Below are 21,377 nucleotides of genomic sequence, written 5' to 3' on the forward strand. Positions count from 1 at the left end.
CTGGTGAATTGCCCGTTGAGGCGCCGAAAAGCTCCGGTGAGACGACCTTGCTCGACGACGTGCCATCGCACAGGGCGCAAGCGAATTCAGGCGGTCAAAGCGATATCTAAGGTGAGGGCTATCCATCAGGGAGAGATACTAAATCGTACTGGCGCGCGAGTTGGCATGATCGGGCAGGGCGGTCACGATGGTCATACAGCAAACGTACTTGCCGAGTTGGATCTATTGGCCGCGCTACTCGATTCCCGCTGGCGCATTCCGGGCACATCAATTCGTTTTGGACTGGATGCGCTCGCAGGTCTGGTCCCCGTACTCGGAGATACGGCGACGGGCATTATCTCGGCCTACATCGTCTTGCGAGCTCGAAACGTCGGTGCCGGAAATGGCTTGGTCGCCCGCATGCTAGGCAACGTGCTGCTGGATACGCTCGTAGGAAGTGTTCCAATTCTCGGCTCGATCTTCGACGTCTATTTTAAGGCGAACAATCGCAACATCAGACTGCTGCGCCGTCACATCAACAAGTGAGGCGGATAACCAATCGTCGCGATGCAATTCTTCTAAAAGGCTCGGAACCGACAGGGGCGCTGGGGCTTGAGTCGCGATTCCTGGAGTCGCGAGCATATGACCAGTGCCATTGACCGGCTTTCGTTCATCGAGTTCCAATCGCCCACACTGGTCGAGAAAGCTCCCGAAGGCGGAGATTGGCTTCACGAGATCAAATATGACGGCTACAGGACGCAGCTGGTCGTTGAAGGCGGAAAGGCGCGAGCATTCACGCGTCGCGGCTACGATTGGTCCCACCGTTACAAGAGGATTGTTCAGGCCGCGGCAAGCCTGCCGGTCAAATCCGCTATCATCGATGGTGAAGCTGTCGTCCTGGGCGACACCGGCCTGCCGGACTGTCAAGCCCTGGAACGGGAGCTGGGCAACCCAAGTTCGCTGCGGATGACTCTCTATGCCTTCGACCTCCTGTACCTCGATGGCCGTGATCTACGGGAACAACCGTTGGTGAAGCGCAAGGCTGCCCTGAAGAAGCTGCTGACCGAAACCGAACCAACCCTGACTTATGCCGAGCACCTGGAGGTGAACGGGAAGGATATGTTCGACCATGCCTGCCAGATGGGGCTAGAGGGGATCGTATCGAAACGAGCCGATGCTCACTACCGCTCGGGCGTCCAGACCAGTTGGGCCAAGGTCAAATGTGTCAAGAGCGGCACTTTTCCAATCGTGGCTTTCGTCGAGAAACTTGGCGCACAGCCGCGCCGCATCGCATCGTTGTACATCGGCAGGCGAGAGGGCGACCGGCTGCTTTATGCCGGGAAGGCCCAGAGCGGCTATACGCTGGACGCAGCCCGCCGCGTTAGGGAGCGGCTTGATCCGCTTGTAATCGCCAAGTCACCGCTGTCGGAGCCGATCAAGAAGCCAAAGGCGACATGGGTCGAACCAGACGTTCTTGCCGAGGTGCAATTCAGTGGCGTGTCAGACCGGGCATCTTGCGTGAGGCGGTCTTCAAGGGACTCCGCGAGGACCTTCAGGCAATCCCGCCCAAGCCTCCATCGCCCTCCAAGCGGAGGTCGGAAGGCCAACACGGCGTCCCGCGCGAGAACATTCTCCAGCTGCTACCCGATGCGGTTGCACCTTCCAAGGAAGAGCTGGCAGACTATTGGCGGCGCGTCGCTGATCAAGCTCTAGTTCATTTCGTTCGGCGACCGCTGAAGCTGGTCCGCCACGCCTCTGGCGCAACCTTCTATCACAAGGGACCGCTACCTCGGATACCGGCGTCCGTGCACCAGCTCCGCGTTCAAAAGCGCGAAGGCGGCGAAGGCATTCGGGTATGGATAGATTACATGGATGGTCTGCTTGGCTTGGTCGAGATGGATGCCGTTGAGCTTCATCCTTGGAACGCGACGATTGACGACATCGAACATGCGGACCGGCTCGTCCTCGACCTCGATCCCGGAGAAGGCGTCCCATGGGACGCTGTGATCGAGGCCACGCTGGCGCTACGGGGCATCTTGGAAGCGGCAGGCTTGGAGAGCTGGCCAAAGGTCACTGGCGGCAAAGGCATCCACTTGATGGCCCCGCTCGTTGCGGAGATGAACCATGACAGCGCCCGGAAACTGGCCAAGTCGCTCGCCCACCGTCTGGTTGATACCGATCCTGACCGATACCTGTTGTCAGCTGACCCCGCAGCCCGAGGAGGCCGGATCTTTCTCGACTATCTCCGCAACGGACGGGGCAATACCGCAATAGGCGCTTTTTCCCCGCGAGCGCGGCCCGGCTTCCCAATTGCCCACCCGGTCACATGGAAGCAAGTCGAGGCGGGCATCCGGCCAGACGTTTTCACGCTCGCGCAGCCTTTCAGACCCGCTCGTCGAAAAGCAGCGTGATGCGTCGCGACCATCAGCCGATATCAGCCCGTTTTCTTGCCTCGCGTTCGAGCCTCTTCCGGTCGTTGCCGTGTTCTCTGATTAGCTCGCGGACCTGTTCTGGCGTGATACGATGCTGTTTGGCGAAATGGCGAACCTCATAATCTTCATCGACTGATACACGATTGCGATCTCGAAAATCACGCTTGCTCTTATCGTCTGCCATTGTCTTTCCTCCTGATCAGAGAAACAACGACCGACGTTGTATGTTCCCGGCGCCTCACTTCGGCCGCCAGAGGCGCGGGCTGTCCGACCGGACTGGGGCCGCAGGCATTGCGAAGGTGATCTGGCGAAAGTTGGTTGGCCAAAGGCGAGGGTGATTTCGTTTGCTGTTCGGGATAGCTGACCGTCGATCGAGCCTGCCTGCGGGGCCTCTTGTTTTTTTACGACGCCAGTCGGAACCCTGACGGGTCGCAGATTATTCAGATGCGCATCCGGGCTATCAACGAGGATCGTGAGCAAAATGGCGGGGGTGACCACGAAGGCGACAAAACTGCGCTCCGGGAGCCCAAAGTTTCGTCTAGGACGCATGACCCGGGTCACAGCGCCGCGGCACGAGTTCGACTTCATCACCAAGGTCGGCCGCATAGACCACGCCGGAGCTCTCGCAATGTTGCAGAGGCATATGGGAGATATAGAGGCGGTCTTTTTCGGAACTGATGTTTTGGCTAAAGCGCTAGACCAGCCTGCCGAGTGACGCTCAGTTAATCCCTATCGCGGCGCCCAGCCTGCCTTTCCGTTGCCGCTCAGTAAGCCGGCACAAGGCGCGTGTTTCGCAACGGCAAGGCCATGGTGAACTGCAAGCCGTCACGATGGTAGTTCAATTCGATCTTGGCGTTGCATTGCACGGTCACGACTTTTTCCAGAAGTGTCGTGCCAAACCCGCGGCGACTGGGCTGCTCGACTTTCGGCCCATCTCGTTCCCGCCAGTCAAGATTGACGATCTGTGTATCGCCGGACCCGCCTAACGACCAGCGGACATCAAGGCGGCCGCCCGTTTGCGAAAGCGCGCCAAACTTCGACGAATTGGAGGCCAGTTCGTGGAAAGCCATCCCGACAGGGACCGCAATGTCGGCGACTAGCGCTACGTTCGGGCCTTCCATAACGATACGCGGCCTGTCGCGCGTCTCATAGTGGTCAAGCTCGCTTTCGAGCAGCTTGTGCAGGGAGGCAGTCTGCCAATAATCGTCGGTAAGCATCGAATGGGTCTGGGCCAGGGAAACGAGCCTGGCTGAAAAATCGCGTACGAAATCATCGACGTTGCCGCTCGACTTGGCCGTCGCGCCCATCATGGCGCGAACGTTGGCCAGCGTGTTCTTGACGCGGTGATGCAGCTCGCGGATGAGCAATTTCTGCCGATCGGCGACCTCCCGCTTCTGTTCGATGTAGGACTGGACCTCGCGCTGGCGGGCGCGGGCACGCAAGGCGGAGCGCACCGAGTTGGCGAGGCTCGAAGCCAGAAATGGCCGTTCAAGCACGATCAGATAGCGGTCCAGAAATGCCATCCGCGTGTCGACTTCGTTCCCCCGCATCGTCAGAAGCACGATCGGAAAATCCGACCATGCGGGTTGGGCTTCAAGCCAGGCCGCAAACTGCGTTCGATCGGAACTGAGCAGGGCCTCCTCGGCCACGACAAGGCACTGAGCCTCGTCGAGAAGCGGCACTGCCTCTTCCAAGCTGCCGCACACACGCGAGGCAATCTGGTTTGTAGCCAGGATGGAGGCCGCGATCCTCGCGTCACGGCCAAGCGGCGCCAGCACGAGAACGGCGGGGCTGGACGACATCACAGCGCCTTATCCCTCAGAAGGTCTGTCGGCTTGCCTTCAAATTCCGGAGATCCCATCAGGATGCCGCGGAATTGTTCCAGTGGCTCACCTACGGCCACGCCGTTACCGCCGATTTTAAACTCACGAATCGTCTCTTCGTGGGGGCCGACACGTTTCTTGACAACGGAAATCGCGCGTCTCAACTGACCTGCGTTCTCGAAGAAGCGCAGAAGCATGATGGAATCGCAGAGATAGGTCATATCGACCGGCGCTGCCGTTTGCCCAAACAGCCCGTGATTGGCCAACAGCAGGATCGTCGCCACTGCCTTCTGATTGAGATAGGTGAGGATCTCGTGCATCTGAAGCACCAGATGCTGTTCTTCGGACATGGCATTGAGATAGCCGGTTAGGCTGTCGATCACGACGATCCGCACATTGGATTCTTCGACGGCCGCTTGGATGCGCGAAGATAATTCGCCTGGTGAAAGCTCAGCCGGATTGACAGATTCAAGCATCAGCGTGCCGTCCTCGGCAAACGGCTCCAGGTGCATGCCGAGCCCGGCGGCGCGCGCCAAGAAGATGCGCTTTGTCTCGTCAAACAAAAGCACCAGCACACGCTCGCCACGCTCGAGTGCGGCATAGCAATAGGTGCAGGCAATGGTAGACTTGCCAACGCCAGACGGCCCCATCAGCATCGTGCTGGTACCACGGGCCAGCCCGCCGCCAAGCAGGGTGTCGATCCGGTTGTTGCTCATGGCCGGCGTATCATGCTCGGCCACCTCATGCTCGGCTGCAACGAGCCGCGGATAGGCGACAACGCCGCCTGGGCGAATTACGAAATCGTGAAAGCCGCCCCGGATCTGCACGCCGCGCATTTTGATCACGCGTAGCCGCCGGCGCTCTCCACCATAGACGGGCGACAGCTGCTCCATCCGAATGACGCCGTGACTGATCGAATGCAAATTGAGGTCATCCTGCTCAGCCGTCAGGTCGTCGAGCATAAGCACCGTCACATTGTTGAGCATGAAGAAGCTCTTCAATGCCAACACCTGGCGCCGATACCGCAATGACCCTTGCGATAAAAGTCGAATTTCAGAGAGCGAATCGAACACCACGCGATCGGGTCTGACGCGTCCGATCTCGGCCATGGCAGACTGCACGGTTTCGCCGAGTTCCAATTCCGAGGAATGGATCAAGGTCTGTAGCTGCGCCGGATCGAAACTGAGCTCCGGCGGCACAAGTTCAAGAATTTGCACCCCCTTCAGGTCCCAGCCGTGACGGCCAGCAACCGAGAGCAGTTCGCGCTTGCTTTCTGACAAAGTGATGTAAAGGCATGTCTCGCCTTTCTTGGCGCCCTCGATCAAAAACTGGAGGCCAAGAGTGGTTTTTCCAGAACCTGGTTTCCCTTCGATAAGATGGGAGCGGTTCCTGGCGTAGCCGCCACGAAGAATGTAGTCGAGCCCGCTAACTCCAGTTGCGATCGCTGAGGCGTCGTCTCTGTCCAACTAATCCCCCAATGTAATTTCGAGAACCAGATAACGACGGGCACCTTTGGCGGTTCCACGTCTCTCGGTGAGCGCTATTGTCGTGAGACGAAAAGGCGACAGGAAGCGCGGCAAAAAAGGGCGCCGTACCTCTCGGAGCCCTTTTTCAAGTTCAGTTTGGAACCGGCGACCTACCAGCCTTGCCGGCCATACCAGTCATCGATGTCGCGCTGAGCGCGGTCCTTCTCAATGCCGTAGCGCTCCTGAATCTTGCCTTCCAACTGATCGCGGTTACCGGCAATACGGTCCAGATCATCGTCTGTGAGTTTGCCCCACTGTTCCTTGACCTTGCCCTTTACCTGCTTCCAATTGCCTTCGACACGGTTCCAGTCCATGGCACCTATCCTTGTTTGTTTCGGACTGAGAAAAACGCCGTAACGCTACCGGAGTTCCCGTCAAGTTTGAGCAGATCGACCGATCGAAGCGTGGCGAGGTAGGCGGCCCCGAAGCAACCCGCTCTGGAACGCGATGATGGCTTGCCGCGCCGGCTGTGTTCTCCACAGTCTTGGCCACAGTCGCTCGCGAGACCAGCTTCGTTGGACAAACAGCGACAGGGATAGCGTGAAGCCAACTATGCTGCGTTGGTCATCCAAGCCTGGCGTCAGATACTAATCTTGCTGTTGGGAGCCATGTTCCCTGCGGCTTTTGCCCTGAAGCGCCTTACCCGGCTGCGTGTGCCGCAGCTCTCATCCGAGCACCACCGCCTGCGCCCGCCACGCGAGGTGTCAATGAAAAGCCAACCGCAGTTCGGCCCGGTGCACTCGCGCACGCGGCGGCGGTCATTCCTGGACACCAAAAACTCGGCTGTCTCAAAGGCCACGCGGTGGCCGATCGTGTTCAGACTGGCTGCGTCGGTCCACTGCCAAGCGAGGCGGTCGCCGGACGGGAAAAGCGAGCGCTTCGGCAGGGCTAGGGCGACTGCATCGCGCACGATTTGCAAGGCATCGTCCGGCACCCGGGCGCCTGCCGCCTCGGCCTGGAGAGCCGCGTAAACGGCCTCGCGCAAAATTTTGGCCTTTTCCAATGCCGCCTCCGCAAGGAGCGGGCGGGCGGAAGCCTCCGCGAGCAGTGCTCGCGCCTCATCGACGTCGATCAAATCGGCACGTCCAGCCCAGACGACCAGGTCGGCATAGGTCTGCAAGAGGTCTGGGCCCCATACATCGCGTCGCGCGTCGACCGTGTTGACGAAGTCCAGGCAGGCGTGACCGCCAACCATGCGCATGTCGACGATAGTCTTCGCAAAATCCATCCCGGAAACATCGGTTGGCGGAACCGTATTGGCAAGAGGCCGTTGTAACGAAATAAACGTCTTATGGCCGTTACGACGAACCAACAACGCCCAGCGAAGGCTGCTTCCGATGAACCGCAACACAGCGACATTTTTGGTTTTATGTGTGATCTGGGGCACCACGTGGATCGGTATCAAGGCAGGGATCGCCACCGTGCCGCCTCTGATGTTCGCAGGCACGCGTTTTACAGTAGCCGGCTTGCTGATCCTCAGTGCGACGCGCCTAAGGGGCGCTGCTCTACCAGGGGTGGCGAAAAGGAGTTGGCCGCGCCTTTTCGTTGTTACGTTGTTTATGATTCCGCTTTGCTATGGCCCACTCTTTTGGGGCATGCTCTACGTCGATACGGGCACCGCGGCTGTTCTTGAGCTTTCGCTGACCCCCGTCACGCTGCTTGGGTTTGCGTTGCTTCTGGGGGACGAACGCTATGACGGCCGCAGGCTCTTTGCGATTTTGCTCGGTGCGGCCGGTCTGTGCGTCCTGTTCGGGCCCGAAGCCTATGCTGGTTGGACACACGCAGACCAGCAGGGCAGGGGGCTCCGGCTGCTGGCGATGACAGCGGTGGCGTCGGCAGCTTTAATCTATGCATGGGGTTCGGTGCTCGCGCGGCCGCTTCTTGAGGTATATTCATCGGACTTCATCGCCGGCTTCACCACCCTTTTCGGGGGCGCATTCCTAATTCTCATCTCACTCGTTGTGGAGCCAGGCGCGGCCGCGGCTCTAAAAGGCGATTGGGGCTGGCCGGCCTGGGTCGGGTGGCTGTTCCTCGTGCTGTTTGGTTCGTTCATAGGCTACACTCTATTTATCCGGCTCCTGCACGAAATCGGCGCCTCGCGCGCCGGAGCATTTGCCTTCGTCTCACCCGTGATTGCCGTCGTGCTTGGCATCATCACCTACGGCGAGGAGGTTAGCCTGATCGACATCATCGGCATGGCTATCATGCTCTTCGCAGCGTTTCTTGCGCTACGCGAGCGCAAACAGGAAACATCATCCGCTTCCCCACCGTTGATTCCACGCTCCGCGCGGGCCGATGGCAGAACATGAAAGACGGCGCGCGCATCCAGCCGCCAATCAGCCTTGAGATGGAAAAGCACAAGGTTCTCGTCTATGCGAAAAGAGGGCTCTCCCGGCAGCGTATCCCGCCTACCACCGGCGGCGAGGAAAGCTTCAGCTCATACGACAACACTAGTCGGCGAGGGATTTTGCCGAGTTGCTGTCAAGATTGCAGGCGGGATTTGATGGAAAAATCGCGAGGCTGCAATCAGCGACCTATTCGTTCCGATGGCAATGCAGGCTATCCGCCAACACGTCGACAAGCTGTCAGCCGCATCGCTTCAGTTCCGCCACCTGAACCCCGAGACGGAATGCCTGACCATCGGCATAAGAACGTGCATAGCTTTCCGCTTCGAACGGAAACGTCAGGGTGCTGCCGTAGGCGGTGATGCGGACCGTCCACTTCTTGTCGCGAACGAGTTCGACCGAATTGTCGGGCGACGTCATGATTTCCTCCGGCACCAGCAAGGCGAAGGCACGGATAGCGTCGCAAAGGTTGTTTGAATGCAAACAATCCGACACGCTCATGTCGCTTGTTCTATACGCCTCGACTTTCTCTCGATTAGCGTAGCGCCACGGCTGCAATGTTGGTGGCGCTAAGTCCCCTAGCTACCAAGACCTTTCCCATCGCGTCGGTCCCCTTGCGGCGTCACGCAGCGACCTTTCTGAACCCGATCGCCGAGATCGTCAGCCCGCAGTGTCATCGAGAGAATAGCCGGCAAGCCGCACGGTGCGAATGGCAACTCTGCGACGACTGCTTCAACAACTTTCGCGACTGGCTCATGTGAACGTCGACCACCTGGGCGCTCACACTGGCTTTCTGCGACCAGCCGGCTGCGATGAATTCATCACGGCTGATCACCTTTCAGGATCCTCGAGCATGTGGCGCACCAACTTGAACTCGATCGGCCCAAGAGGAATCTCCCCCCGGTGCTGCAAACACGGTGGTATCGAGCTCCATCTCGACGTCGCGATATGTCAGTGGTCTGCGCTTCTGCGCCAATTTCGTGACGGTAGCCCAATCGCGAGCCTTCGCAGGTGGTCGAGGAGCTATTGCGGCGCAAATGGTCTGATGAAGCGTTCGTCGACCCGGGCTGCAACAGCCTGTGCTGACCTTCAGCGCCTGGGGATATCAAGGCGACACAGGGCAGGGAATTGGTCCGGGCATTCCGCTTCAGCCGGCCGCTCCCGTCGCCAGCTCATTGTCTGGCCGACAGTCCAGCACAATTCGCACGCACCGGCCTTTTCGCGGCAAGACCTAGCGCGTCATCGATCGAGCGGGCCAGCTTGCTGCCGAAGCCATCCACCTGCCGAATGTGGCTTAGGAGCAGGTAGAACTCCGCATCCTGCGAGGGAGATGCACCGGCCCGCGGCTCCGTCGAACTCAGCGAGGGAACGGAAGTCAGACGTTCCTGGATTGGCCTTGGCACATTTGTGAACGGTCGATCCCAATGGCTGTCAAAGAGTACGGCGCGACATTGAGGGCGCCAGCGAACCAGCTCTAAACCGGTCGAGCTAGTAGCCGGGCCGGGTCAATCCGAGACAATTTCGTAGTGAAGAAGCTGGGCTTCGTCGAGTGCCGACTTCACTCCAGGCGAGATGACGCCGGAGCCGAAGAGGATAATATCTTCACGGCGTACGAATACTTCATGGCCCAGTCCCATGGACACAAACGTGCCCGAAGAGCTTCGTTCGAGAAGCCGAGCTCTGCCATTCAATATGGTGAAGGCGGCGTGGCGCCTCGATACCCAGGGCCGCTCGACGATGATGTCGCATTCCGCCGATCTGCCGATTGTCACGGATTCGCCGTTCCGACAGGATCGCAGCTGATCTCTGTAGCGGATGACCAGATGAATCTGCCGCGGCAGGACCGAGCGTCTATCTGTAGTGGCGCCATGGCTGGTGATCTGCGTACCGGGGGCCCCATCGTCGCTCCACAGGGTATAGACATCGAAGAACTCTTGCTTCCCCTTCAAGGCCATTTTGTCGAGGAGCCGCAGGCCCTTGCGGCTTCTCGGGGAAAGGGCTTCGCAGAAGCTCTGGCTGATCAGCACCTCTCCGGGGTTCGCCGTGGTGGACAACCTTGCTGTGACATTGACAACGTCACCGAATATCGCGCCCCGCGCGCGAATGACCGCCCCGAAATGCAATCCGATACGGGCGCTTAACGGACCTTTAGTCAGTTGGTGGCTGATTTGGCAGACGGCCCTCAGCGCCATTTCCGGGCTCTCGAAGAGGCTGAGTATGTCATCGCCCTTCGAGTAAATGAAATCACCACCGTGCTTGGCGACGATCTCGCGCATCGTGTCCAGGCAATCCGAGACCTGCTGTAGAGCGGCATCGTCTCCGATCCGCTCATAGAGTGGCGTGCTGCCCACGACATCAGCTAAGAGGACTGCGGCAAGAAGCGTTTCCTGGTCCATCGATCTCGTGTCCGACCCAAAAAGTCAGCGTGCGTGTATAACACACGAGGTTGCCTGCGACATATCTGCTCGTGCGCCTGGGGCCGGGGCGATGCCTCAGGTGATCGTCGCGGACGGACGGGCGTATGCCATTCGTCGGCTTCGTGCCGACATCCAGAACCCTCTTCGCCCCAATCGTTCGCGACTAGGTGCTATGAGTGGACTTGGTCTTTTTAGGTTCGGAAAGGCTGACCGAGTTGCAACGGGCGGCGGCCTTCTCATGCACCATCAACCACGACCCGATCTTGTCCCTCCGACTTCGCGCGGAATGGTGCCAGATCGGCGGCTTTCAAGAGATCATTCGGGCTCTCGTTCGTATTTGGGACCGGTGGCGACGCCAACGCAGTGCTTTCCGATAAGATCACGGATCCATTGATCAGATTTCAGGTATATTCTCTTTGAAGATCACCTGAAGTCGTGGTTGATGCGGTTCATAGGTCAGGTGCCTGACAGAGTGGCTTAAAATGTTGAGGGCTTCCCGCGCCTCGACGCGCGGATTTTGATCTATGACCGCATCGAGCGTCCCATCCAACAAAAGTTCCTTGGTGCCGTCTGTCACCTCGTGGCCGAGAAAGAGAATGTCTTTGGCGCGTCCACGCTCCTTGAGCGCCCGAGCGATGCCGGTGTTGCCGGCGCCGACATTGTAGATCGCGGCAAGATCGGGGTGCCGGTCCAGAAGCGCTGATGCTTCCGAATAAGCCTTCTCTCGGTCATCCAGCATTTCGCGCATCTCGACGATCTCGAGATTGGGCGACTCCTCGGTCAAGATGTGCCGGAATCCCATCTCGCGTTCCTCATGGCCGCGATAGGACAGCGAGCCGGCGAACAGCGCCACCTTGCTTGGGCGTCCCGATTCCATGAATCGGTTGAGCAGATAGCCGGCCAGCCGCCCCGCGGCGCGGTTGTCGATGCCGATATAGGCCACTCTCGGAACATGCAGGATGTCGGAGGCGATGGTCACTACCTTGACGTCATTGGCCGACAGCGAGCGGATCGCCTCGCGCACCGTTGGATGATCGAGCGCGATCACGCCGACGCCTTGTGTCTGTCCACGCAATTCTTGCAGCAGGCGGGCGAGCCGGTCGGGGTTGAAGCCCTCTATGGTGGCGATGTGGACGTCGAGATCGGGGCGCGCCAAGGCCTGCGCCTCGATGTGTCGATGCAGCATCTTGATGAAGGAATTGGTGCCGGCCGGCAGAGCGAAGTCGAGACGGATGACCTCTCCAGGTGAGGGCCTGGGCGGCGCTCCGTTCGGGCCCTCCGCGATGTAGCCGAGGCGCTGCGCCATTTCGAGCACGATCTCACGCGTGCGCGCCCGCACACCGGGCCTGTTGTTCAGCACGCGGTCGACGGTGGCGGCGGAAACGCCGGCTTCCCGGGCTATGTCAGTCAAGGTGGAACGCACCGTCTTCATCTCCTCAATGCATCAGATCGCACAATGCCGCTAGCCCGTCCGACGGCACCACAGCTGCCAGCCATCAGCGATTCTGATGGGAAATGATGTATCGAGCCTTAGCCGATGCGCAAGGAGGTTGGGCTAAATCGCGTCGCCCGGCGTGATAGTCGCGTGCCAGAAAGGCAGATTTCCCATCAAATCGAGGCATTGAGCCCGTGTGCCGACCTTTGCATGACGTATTTTCTCTGCGGTTGCGGTGTTACGATGTATTTTGAGTATTTATGATGTTGACAGCCTTCCGGTGCTGCCGTCAATATCCCTCAATGGGCTCGTGGAGGAAACATTGGCCCTGAGGGAGGAATTCCAATGTCTGATCTGATCCGCATATCGCGACGCCGATTGCTGGGGTCCGGAGGAAAGGCGGCGGTGTTCGTAGCCGCGGCAGGTATCGCCCCGCAATTCATCCGTCCCGGCCGTGCCCTTGCGGCCGACGCGCTGGCGCCAGGCATGGTCGGCGGCCCCACCGGTTTCGAGGGCGCCGAGCGCTATCAATATGGCGCCGACACGCCGGAAGGCCGTGCCGTTGAGGCGGCCAAGGCCTTGAAGGGAGCTGGCAAGGCACCGGCCAAGATCGTACTTGGCCTGTCGGATGGCTCGATTGGCCAACTCACACAGCCTTTCCCGGCGGGTGCGCCGTCGATCCAGGAGCTGTGGGAAAAGGAAACCGGCATCCAGATCGAGATCGTCGGCCTGCCGAACGGCCAGGAATTCACCAAGACGATGCAGGACATCTCCACCAAGGGTGGGGCCTATGACATCTACTCGACGGAATGGAACCGCCTCGGCGACCTTGCCGAGACCGGCGGCATCGCCAAGCTCGACGACTTCGTCGCCCAGTACAAGCCCGAATGGGACGATCCCAAGACCGGCTATGTCGACGGCGCCAAGGGCGTGTCGCTGCTCAACAAATATCGCGGGTCCAACTATGGCGTGTCGCTGGACGGCGACTTCCAGACCTGGGTCTACCGCACCGACCTGTTCGGCGACGCCGCCGAGCAGAAGGCGTTCAAGGACAAATTCGGCTACGATCTGGCGCCGCCGAAGACCTGGAAGCAGCACAGTGACATCGCGGGCTTCTTCCAGCGCCCCGACAAGGGCCTGTTCGGCTCCACCGACCTGCGCAACCAGGGCTGGGGCTACACCAACTGGTATCAGCGCTATGTCTCGATGGCATCGCCCAACCAGTTCCTGTTCGGCGACGACGGCAAGCCGCTGATCAATTCCGAGCACGGCATTGCCGCCACCAACGAATATGTCGGCTCGCTCGTTCATCACTCGCCGGACGCGATCTCCTGGGGCTGGCCGGAGCAGTATGGAAATTTCGCCAAGGGCGGCGCGGCGATGACCTGCGCCTTCTCGAACCTGCCGAAATTCCTCGACAATGCCGGCAACAAGGATTCAGCCGTCACCGGCAAGATCGGCTCGATGCTGCCGCCCGGCCGCGAAGTCGACGGCAAGCTGATCAGCCGTTCCGTGCTGTGGTTCTCGCTGACCGGCATGGTCTCGTCTCAGTCGAAAAACCAGGAGGTCGCCTACCTTTTGCTGCAGTGGCTGGGCTCCGCCCGCATCTATGCCTGGATGAGCGCCAATCCGGGCGGCTATCTCGATCCGTTCCGGCTCTCGGATTTCTCCGATCCGCTGGTGCGCCAGACCTACCACGCCTACCACATCGACGTGGTGCGCGAGACCGTCGCCCGCACGGTGCCGACGATCAACTATCCCGGCGCCACCGCCTTCCACAACGCATTGGACGAAAATCTGATGGCGTCGCTGACCAAGGCCAAGACAGCGGAACAGGCGATGGCCGACACGGAAGCGGAGTGGAAGAAGATCGCCCGCCGCATCGGCGAGGACAAATTGCTCGAAGCCATCAGGACGAACAAGGAGGCCTGGCCGACGGTTCTCGACCCGATCAGCTGATCCGTCTCCCTGGATCAGCGCTGGAGGGGAGGAGCATCTGTTCCTCCCCTCAGCAGTCAACGCCACCAGCAAAGCAGCCAGATGAAGCGTTCCGTCCCCTTCGAGATATTCCGCTACGCCGCGATCTTCGCAGCGATGGCGGTGACGCTGGTACCGATCCTGTGGACGGTGTCGATGGCCTTCAAGCCGATCGCCGAATGGTCGGCGACCGGCGCCGACCTGACATGGTGGCCGAAGAACCCGACGCTCGGCAATTTCCAGTTCGTCTTCGGCGAGTCCAACAACAATCTGATCGTGGCGCTCGACCGCACCGCGCTGAAGCCGATCCTGTCGTCGCTGCTGTCTTCGGTGTTCGGCACGGCGATCGCAATGTCGGCGGGCACGGCTGCGGCCTACGGGCTGTCGCGTTTCGGCTCCGGCCAGAACCTGCCGCTGGCGCTGATCCAGCTCAGGCTGTTTCCGCCAATGGCGGTGATGATCCCGGTCATGATCATGTGGGCCTTCCTGAACTTCACCGACAGCTGGTTTGGCCTGGCCCTGATCTACGGCATCGTCACCCTGCCGTTCGCTTTCTGGCTCATGAAGACCTTCTTCGACGACATGCCGCGCGAGATCGAGGAAGCGGCGCTTGTCGAAGGTTGTTCGCGGTTGCGCGTCTTCACGCGCATCACGCTGCCGATGATGCGCGCACCGCTGGCCAGCGCCGCCCTCTTCGTCTTCATCCTCAACTGGTCGGACTATCTGATCGCGCTGCTGCTGACGACGCGTGAATGGGTGACGATCCCCGTCTACATGGCCTCGCTGTCCTCCTCGATGACCGGGCAGCTCTATGGCGCCAAGGCCGCGCTCGGTCTTATCGCCGCGGTGCCGCCGGTCATCATGGGCATCGCCATCCAGCGCCATCTGGTGCGCGGACTGACGTTCGGCGCGCTCAAGCAATGAGCGCGGTGACCGTGACTGTCTCAAAGGACGCAAAGGCCGCGCTTGGCAAGCCCGCGCTGCGGGACGAGGGAGCGCGGCTGGGATTCCGGCTGACGCTGCCGGCGCAGGTTTTGGTGCTCTTCATCTCCGTCTTCCCGCTGCTGATGCAGCTCTACATCAGCGTCACCGACTGGTCGCCGCTCTCCGGCCTCGGCTGGTGGAACGCATGGGAGATGTGGAACAGCTTCGCCAACTACCCCGACCTTGCCGCCGATNGTCACCGACTGGTCGCCGCTCTCCGGCCTCGGCTGGTGGAACGCATGGGAGATGTGGAACAGCTTCGCCAACTACACCGACCTTGCCGCCGATGCGCGCTTCTGGAGCGCGCTGAGGCGCACGGCCATCGTCATGGTCGTGTGCGTGCCCGTCGAATTCCTGCTTGGCCTGGCATTGGCGACGCTGTTCGCGGACGATTTTCCGGGTAAGCGGATCTTCTATTCGATCCTGCTGATGCCGATGATGGTGGTTCCGGCGGTGGCCGGCTACATGTTCTTCATGCTGTTCCAGTCGGGCGGGCCGCTGAACGACATCCTGTCGGCACTCAGCGGTTCCCGCGTCACCATCGCCTGGCTGTCTGACCCCACACTGGCGCTGATCGCGGTGATCATCGCCGATATCTGGCAGTGGACGCCGCTGATGTTCCTGATCCTGCTTGCCGGCCTGGTCGGCGTGCCGCAGGACCAGATCAAGGCGGCGACCCTGCTCGGCGCCAACCCGTGGCAGCGCTTCGTCACCATCGTGCTGCCGAAGATGAAGACGATCATCATCATCGCGCTGGCGATCCGCGTCATCGAGAACTTCAAGATCTTCGACACGCTCTACATCATGACCGGCGGCGGCCCCGGCGTCGCCACGGAGACGATCTCCGTCTACATCTACAAGGTCACGACGCAGGACCTGATCTGGGGCTATGTGGCGGCGATCGCGCTGGCCATCCTGGTCGTGCTTTCGATCGTTGCCGTATTCGCCATGAAGCGCATGGCGCGGGCAAGGCTGGTGCCGGCATGAGCGCGATCCAGCTGCGCAACCTGGTCAAGACCTTTGGCGAGTTCACGGCGCTGAAGACCATGGATCTCGATGTCGCCGATGGCGAGTTCATGGCGCTGCTCGGGCCTTCGGGCTGCGGCAAGTCGACGACGATGAACATGATCGCCGGCATGGAAGAGCCGACCAGCGGCAAGATCCTGTTTGGCGAGCGCGACATGGCCGGCGTGCCCATGGGCCGCCGCGGCGTCGGCTTCGTTTTCCAGAACTACGCCATCTTCACCCACATGACGGTGCGCCAGAACCTTGCCTATGGGCCGCGGATGCGCGGTGCGGCGAAAGCCGAGATCGACCGCCGCGTCGGCGCCACCGCCGAGCTGCTGCAGTTGACGCCGCTGCTCGACCGCAAGGCCGACCGGCTCTCGGTCAACATCCTGCAGCGGGTGGCGATCGGGCGCTCGGCAATCATGGAGCCGGCGATCTTCCTGCTCGACGAGCCGCTGTCCAATGTCGACGCCGCCTTCCGGGCGGTGATGCGGACCGAGCTCAAGCAGCTGCAGCGCCAGTTCAGGCAGACGATGGTCTACGTCACCCATGACCAGCTCGAGGCCATGACCATGGCCGACCGCATTGCCGTCATGGATCACGGCGTGCTGCAGCAGGTGGGAACGCCGCTGGAAGTCTACAACAATCCGGCCAACGTCTTCGTCGCACGCTTCATCGGCGCCCCGGGCATGAACCTGCTGAGGGGGAGGCCGGCGGAGAGCGATCGGGGCCTGGTGGTCGATCTCGGGCCGCTGGGGGTCACGCCGACGCTGCCGGATGAGCTGGCCGCCACCTTGCGCGGATCGCGCTCCGAGGTGCTTTACGGCTTCCGGCCCGAACAGGTGTCGCTGGTGCAGAGCGGGCAGGGCCTCGCCATGCCGGTGAGCTTCGTCGAGCGGATCGGCGCGAGGACCGTCGTCCATCTCGGCGATGGCGAGACCGCCGTGAAGGCGGTGTTCGACAATAATGTCGGACTGTCGATCGGCGAGCTTGCCGTCGTCGCCCCCGTGGCATCGTCCGTGCGTGTCTTCGATGCCCGCAGCGGCATTGCGATGAAGGCAGGTTGACATGGCCGATATCGTCTTTCGCAATGTCAGCAAGCGCTACGGCACGACGCTCGCCGTCGACGACGCCTCGTTCACCGTCAATGACAACGAATTCTTCTGCTTCTTCGGGCCGCCGCTGGCGGGCAAATCGACAATCCTGCGCCTCGTGCTCGGGCTGGAGACGCCTGATGCCGGAGAGATCCTGATCGGCGGCAAACCGGTCAACACCGTCTCGCCGGCCGAGCGCAATGTCGCCATGGTGTTCCAGAACCTGGCGCTGTTCCCCCATATGAGCGCGCGCGACAATGTGCGTTTCCCGCTGGTCGAGCGCAAGGTCGCCGAGGCCCAGATCGAGAAGCGTGTCGCCGACGTGGCCGCCAAGCTCCACATCGGCCATATCCTGCACAAGCCGCCGGCGCAGCTTTCCGGTGGCGAGCGGCAGCGCGTGGCCATAGCCCGCGCCCTGGTGCGCGACCCGAACGCCTATCTGATGGACGACCCGATCTCTGCGCTCGATGCGCGGCTGCGCGAGGAAACGCGCGTCGAGCTCAAGCGCATCCAGCGCGAACTCGGCAAGACGCTGATCTACGTCACCCATGACCAGGAAGAGGCGATGTCGATCGCCGACCGCATCGCCATTCTGGAGAATGGCAGGATCCGGCAGATCGGCGCCCCGTCCGAGATCTACGACCGCCCGGCGAACACCTATGTGGCGCGACTGCTTGGTTCGCCTGTCATGAACATCCTCAAATCGGTGCGCGGCGACGGTGGCATCGAGGCCGCCGAAGGCGCGGTCAGCATCGACGATCGCGCTGCTCCGGCCGACGCGATCGAAATCGGGCTGAGGCCGGAGGACATCAAGGTCCGGCCCTGGGTCGACGGGGGCGTTGGCCGCCCGGCACGCGTGTTCGAGGTCGAGCCGCTTGGCGGCTACACGGTGGTAACGCTCGCCGCCGGAGAGGCGCGGCTGAAGGCGCTGCTGCGCGGCCAGCCCGACATCAGGCCGGATGCGGCGGTAGCGATATCCTGCGAGCCGGCCCGGGTGCACTATTTCGGGCAGGACGGAGGCGCGTTGGCGAGATGATCGCGGCTGCGAAAACAGAACTTCGGGAGGAAGACATGGCGAGCGAAGGCTTCGAGCCGGACGTGAAGGTCCGCACGAAAGAATACCGTATCGGCTGCATCGGCGCCGGCATGATCATGGCCGAGTGCCATCTGGCAGCCTATCGCGAAGCGGAGTTCAACGTGGTGGCGATCGCCTCGCGCACCCGTTCCAATGCGCAGAAGGTCGCCGCGCGTTGGGACATCCCGACCGTCCACGACACGCCGGAACAGCTGATCGAGAATCCCGAGATCGAGATCGTCGACCTTGCCTTTCCACCCGACCAGCAGCCGGCATTGATCCGCCATGCGCTGAAGCAGCCTCACATCAAGGCGATCCTGGCGCAGAAGCCACTGGCGCTGTCGGTCGATGAAGCCGTGAAGCTGCGCGACGAGGCAGTCAAGTCAGGCAAGATCCTCTCGGTCAACCAGAACATGCGCTACGACCAGTCGATGCGCGTCCTGAAGCAGATCATCGACAGCGGCGCGCTGGGCGACATCGTCTTTGCGCAGATCGACATNCAGTCGATGCGCGTCCTGAAGCAGATCATCGACAGCGGCGCGCTGGGCGACATCGTCTTTGCGCAGATCGACATTCATGCGATCCCGCACTGGCAGACTTTCCTTCAGGACTACGACCGGCTGACGCTCGCCAATATGAGCGTGCATCATCTCGACGTGCTGCGCTTCCTGTTCGGCGATCCCTCGGAAATCACCACTCTGACACGCAAGGACCCGCGCACGACATTCGAGCATAGCGACGGCATCACCGTCTCGACGCTGCGCTTTCCCTCCGGCGTGCTCGCCGTGTCGCTGGAGGATGTCTGGTCCGGACCGCGCCAGGAGGGCTATNACGCTGCGCTTTCCCTCCGGCGTGCTCGCCGTGTCGCTGGAGGATGTCTGGTCCGGACCGCGCCAGGAGGGCTATCTGGACGACCAGCACATCAACTGGCGCGTCGACGGCACCAAGGGTGTCGCCAAAGGCACGATCGGCTGGCCGAAAGGCGTGGCCTCGACGCTGACCTATGCCTCGACCGAGACGACCGGCGGCGAATGGGTCAGCCCGAGCTGGGACACGATGTGGTTCCCGCATGCCTTCATCGGCGTGATGGAGCAATTGCAGCACGCGGTGAAGACCGGTGCGCCGCCGGCATTATCGGTTGCCGACAACGTCAAGACGATGGCGCTGGTCGAGGCCGGCTACCGCTCGATCGACGAGGGCCGCACCGTCAAGCTTTCCGAAATCTCGATAAAATCAGCCAACTGAATCGCTTAGGGAGGAGTTCACATCATGATGCAGGCAGGTATTTTCACGGGCTATTTCCCGTACGGCCTCGAAGAGACGGCAAAGAAGATCCGCGGGCTCGGTTTCAACACGGTGCAGATCGACCTGCATTTCAGGGATATCGATCTGTCGGCCGGGCAGATCACTGAGGACAAGGCCAAGCAGGTGCGCGACGTCTTCCGCGACAACAACCTGCCGATCTGCTGCGTGTCGGGCTACACCAACATCATTCATCCCGACAAGGCCGAGCGCGACAAGCGCGTCGGCTATCTCAAGGAGATCATCCGCAATGCGCGCGCCTTCGGCTCGCCCTACGTGATCTCCGAGACCGGTACCTACAACACCGAATCCGACTGGGTGCATCACCCGAAGAACAAGACCGAGGAAGGATTCGAGGAATGCCGCAAGGTGATCGCCGAGCTTGCCCAGACCGCCTATGACCACGGCGCGGTCTTCCTGCTCGAGACCTACGTCAACAATGTCGTCGGTTCGGTCGAGGAGACGGTGAAGATGTTCGCGCAGGTCGACCATCCGGGCCTCGGCCTGCTGATGGATCCGACCAACTATTTCGAAACCCACAACATCGACCGGATGGACCAGATCCTGAACCAGGTGTTCGATACGCTGACCGACAAAATCAAGATCGCACATGCCAAGGACGTCAAGCGTTCGGGCAGCGACAAGTCGGAAAAGCATGCCGACATCGGCGACGAGGATGCGATGGAGAGCCACACGTTCCGCGGCGTCGGCGAGATCGAGCTGCCGGCGCCCGGGCTGGGATCGCTGAATTACGATCTCTATCTGCAGCNGTTCCGCGGCGTCGGCGAGATCGAGCTGCCGGCGCCCGGGCTGGGATCGCTGAATTACGATCTCTATCTGCAGCGGCTGGCGGAAAAGCACCCAAACATCCCGGTCATCATCGAGCATCTCTCGGAAGACGACGTGCCGCGCGCGAAGAAATTCCTCGACGGGAAGTTCCGCGCCAACGGCCTGTGAGCGCCGGTTGCGCCGCCGGCGCATGGCGGCGCAACTCCAACCAAGGGAGGAATGAATGTTGAAATTCGCATTGAAAGTGGCTGCCGCGGCAACGCTGGTAGCCGGGGTCTCCTTGAGCCTGCCGGCATTCGCGCAGGACGGCCAGAAGACCTTCTATCTGCTGTCGCATGGTGGCCCTTCGGACGCGTTCTGGATCGACTGGAATGCCGGCGCGACCAAGGCCTGCGACCAGCTCAAGGTGACCTGCAAGATCTCGTTCAGCGGCGGCGACATGGCGGCGCAGAAGGAGGCTTTCAACTCGGCGCTCGCCGCCAAGCCGGACGGCATCGCTACCACCTCGGCTCAGCCCGGCCTGTGGACGGAGGAGGTGAAGGCCGCCAAGGCCGCCGGCATACCGATCGTGTTCTTCAACACCGACGATCCGGCGACCGGGCGGCAGGCCTATGTCGGGGCCGACCTCAGGGAAGCGGGCGTCATCTGGGCCAAGTATCTCGTCGACCACAAGATGGTGAAGCAGGGCGACAAGGTGTTCCTGCCGGTCGAAGTGCCGGGCGCCAGCTACCAGCAGCTCGAGACCGAGGGCATCGCCAGCGTCTTCGATCCGCTCGGCATCAAGTACGACGTGGTCGATTGCGGCACCGACCCGGCCGGCATCATCGCCAAGATGACCGACTACATGGTCGCCAACAATCCGCCGGCAATCATTGCACTGGGCGATTCCGTGGCAGCAAGCATCAAACGCGTCTTCGACGGGGCCGGTGTGTCGGCCGGCAAGGTCCCGGTCGTCGGCTGGGGCAACTCAAAGGAGACGGCCGAGGCGGTCAAGTCCGGCTTCGTCAATGCTGCGGCCTGGCAGTACCCGTCGGCGCAGGGCTTCATGCCGGTGGCGCTGCTCGGGCTTGCGGCCTCTGGCGAGCCGATCGGCTACGACATTCACACATTCAGCCTCTACGACACCTCGAGCGTCGAGCCGATCCTGAAACTCTACAACAAGTGACGACAATCGGCGCCCGCCGCGAAATG

Annotated in this window: 16 protein-coding genes and 3 pseudogenes; 11 read left to right on the forward strand and 8 right to left on the reverse strand. The window is 61.2% G+C overall.

The features are described 5' to 3' along the window. Positions 1 to 165: 165 nt before the first annotated feature. Both X751_RS136095 and ligD read left to right on the forward strand, forming a co-directional pair. Complete coding sequence (locus tag X751_RS136095) at positions 166 to 525, forward strand: DUF4112 domain-containing protein (RefSeq protein WP_023746304.1); 360 nt, start codon at positions 166 to 168, stop codon at positions 523 to 525. Positions 526 to 621: 96 nt separating this feature from the next. Further along, positions 622 to 2,390, forward strand: a pseudogene (ligD, locus tag X751_RS01000000164485) (DNA ligase D). Between the two features lie 13 nt (positions 2,391 to 2,403). On the opposite strand, the gene X751_RS1000000166485 reads toward ligD, so the two are convergent. The 5 genes from X751_RS1000000166485 to X751_RS1000000168285 form a co-directional block, all read right to left on the reverse strand. Next, on the reverse strand, positions 2,404 to 2,595 hold the full coding sequence (locus X751_RS1000000166485) for a DUF3606 domain-containing protein (protein WP_084558352.1): 192 nt from the start codon (positions 2,593 to 2,595) through the stop codon (positions 2,404 to 2,406). Positions 2,596 to 3,175: 580 nt separating this feature from the next. After that, positions 3,176 to 4,216 (reverse strand): sensor histidine kinase, encoded by a 1,041-nt coding sequence (locus tag X751_RS136090; RefSeq protein WP_023682268.1) that lies wholly within the window; start codon positions 4,214 to 4,216, stop codon positions 3,176 to 3,178. Beyond that, complete coding sequence (locus tag X751_RS136085) at positions 4,213 to 5,700, reverse strand: ATPase domain-containing protein (protein WP_023705654.1); 1,488 nt, start codon at positions 5,698 to 5,700, stop codon at positions 4,213 to 4,215. Before X751_RS136085 ends, X751_RS136090 begins: the two co-directional genes overlap by 4 nt. 170 nt (positions 5,701 to 5,870) lie before the next feature. Continuing rightward, positions 5,871 to 6,074: a CsbD family protein gene (locus X751_RS136080; RefSeq protein WP_023682266.1), complete on the reverse strand. Its 204-nt coding sequence runs from the start codon at positions 6,072 to 6,074 to the stop codon at positions 5,871 to 5,873. Between the two features lie 266 nt (positions 6,075 to 6,340). Continuing rightward, on the reverse strand, positions 6,341 to 6,988 hold the full coding sequence (locus X751_RS1000000168285; protein ID WP_023746310.1) for a CGNR zinc finger domain-containing protein: 648 nt from the start codon (positions 6,986 to 6,988) through the stop codon (positions 6,341 to 6,343). Between the two features lie 109 nt (positions 6,989 to 7,097). On the opposite strand from X751_RS1000000168285, the gene X751_RS136070 reads away from it, so the two are divergent. After that, entirely contained in the window at positions 7,098 to 8,069 is a 972-nt protein-coding gene (locus tag X751_RS136070; protein ID WP_023746311.1) for an EamA family transporter, read from the forward strand. A 276-nt stretch (positions 8,070 to 8,345) separates the two neighbouring features. On the opposite strand, the gene X751_RS0134650 is transcribed toward X751_RS136070, so the two are convergent. The 3 genes from X751_RS0134650 to X751_RS136055 all read right to left on the reverse strand — a co-directional run bounded on the left by X751_RS0134650 (position 8,346) and on the right by X751_RS136055 (position 11,945). Continuing rightward, positions 8,346 to 8,606, reverse strand: coding sequence for a hypothetical protein (locus X751_RS0134650; protein WP_023746312.1), 261 nt, complete (start codon positions 8,604 to 8,606; stop codon positions 8,346 to 8,348). A 1,004-nt stretch (positions 8,607 to 9,610) separates the two neighbouring features. Continuing rightward, positions 9,611 to 10,501 (reverse strand): adenylate/guanylate cyclase domain-containing protein, encoded by an 891-nt coding sequence (locus tag X751_RS136060; RefSeq protein WP_023746314.1) that lies wholly within the window; start codon positions 10,499 to 10,501, stop codon positions 9,611 to 9,613. 415 nt (positions 10,502 to 10,916) lie between these two features. After that, on the reverse strand, positions 10,917 to 11,945 hold the full coding sequence (locus tag X751_RS136055) for a LacI family DNA-binding transcriptional regulator (protein WP_023834198.1): 1,029 nt from the start codon (positions 11,943 to 11,945) through the stop codon (positions 10,917 to 10,919). A 357-nt stretch (positions 11,946 to 12,302) separates the two neighbouring features. Between X751_RS136055 and X751_RS136050 the strand changes: the two genes are divergently transcribed. From X751_RS136050 to X751_RS136025, 8 genes and pseudogenes are all read left to right on the forward strand, one after another. Then, positions 12,303 to 13,916 carry an extracellular solute-binding protein gene (locus X751_RS136050; protein WP_023746316.1) on the forward strand — a complete coding sequence of 538 codons (1,614 nt, stop codon included), beginning with the start codon at positions 12,303 to 12,305 and terminating at the stop codon, positions 13,914 to 13,916. Between the two features lie 81 nt (positions 13,917 to 13,997). Continuing rightward, positions 13,998 to 14,858 (forward strand): carbohydrate ABC transporter permease, encoded by an 861-nt coding sequence (locus X751_RS136045; RefSeq protein WP_023746317.1) that lies wholly within the window; start codon positions 13,998 to 14,000, stop codon positions 14,856 to 14,858. After that, positions 14,855 to 15,905, forward strand: a pseudogene (locus tag X751_RS01130) (sugar ABC transporter permease). Before X751_RS136045 ends, X751_RS01130 begins: the two are co-directional and overlap by 4 nt. Beyond that, positions 15,902 to 16,993 carry an ABC transporter ATP-binding protein gene (locus tag X751_RS136040; protein ID WP_023746319.1) on the forward strand — a complete coding sequence of 364 codons (1,092 nt, stop codon included), beginning with the start codon at positions 15,902 to 15,904 and terminating at the stop codon, positions 16,991 to 16,993. The pseudogene X751_RS01130 and the gene X751_RS136040 overlap by 4 nt, the downstream one beginning before the upstream one ends. Before the next feature lies 1 nt (position 16,994). After that, positions 16,995 to 18,056, forward strand: coding sequence for an ABC transporter ATP-binding protein (locus X751_RS136035; protein WP_023746320.1), 1,062 nt, complete (start codon positions 16,995 to 16,997; stop codon positions 18,054 to 18,056). Positions 18,057 to 18,091: 35 nt separating this feature from the next. Beyond that, a pseudogene (locus tag X751_RS01000000164490) lies at positions 18,092 to 19,340 on the forward strand (Gfo/Idh/MocA family oxidoreductase). 24 nt (positions 19,341 to 19,364) lie between these two features. Continuing rightward, a complete protein-coding gene (locus tag X751_RS136030; RefSeq protein WP_023746324.1) occupies positions 19,365 to 20,354 on the forward strand; it encodes a sugar phosphate isomerase/epimerase in 990 nt (329 codons plus the stop codon). Between the two features lie 55 nt (positions 20,355 to 20,409). After that, a complete protein-coding gene (locus X751_RS136025) occupies positions 20,410 to 21,351 on the forward strand; it encodes a substrate-binding domain-containing protein (protein ID WP_023746325.1) in 942 nt (313 codons plus the stop codon). Positions 21,352 to 21,377: the final 26 nt, after the last annotated feature.

It is taken from the genome of Mesorhizobium sp. LNJC394B00 (assembly GCF_000502555.1).
Taxonomy (GTDB): domain Bacteria; phylum Pseudomonadota; class Alphaproteobacteria; order Rhizobiales; family Rhizobiaceae; genus Mesorhizobium.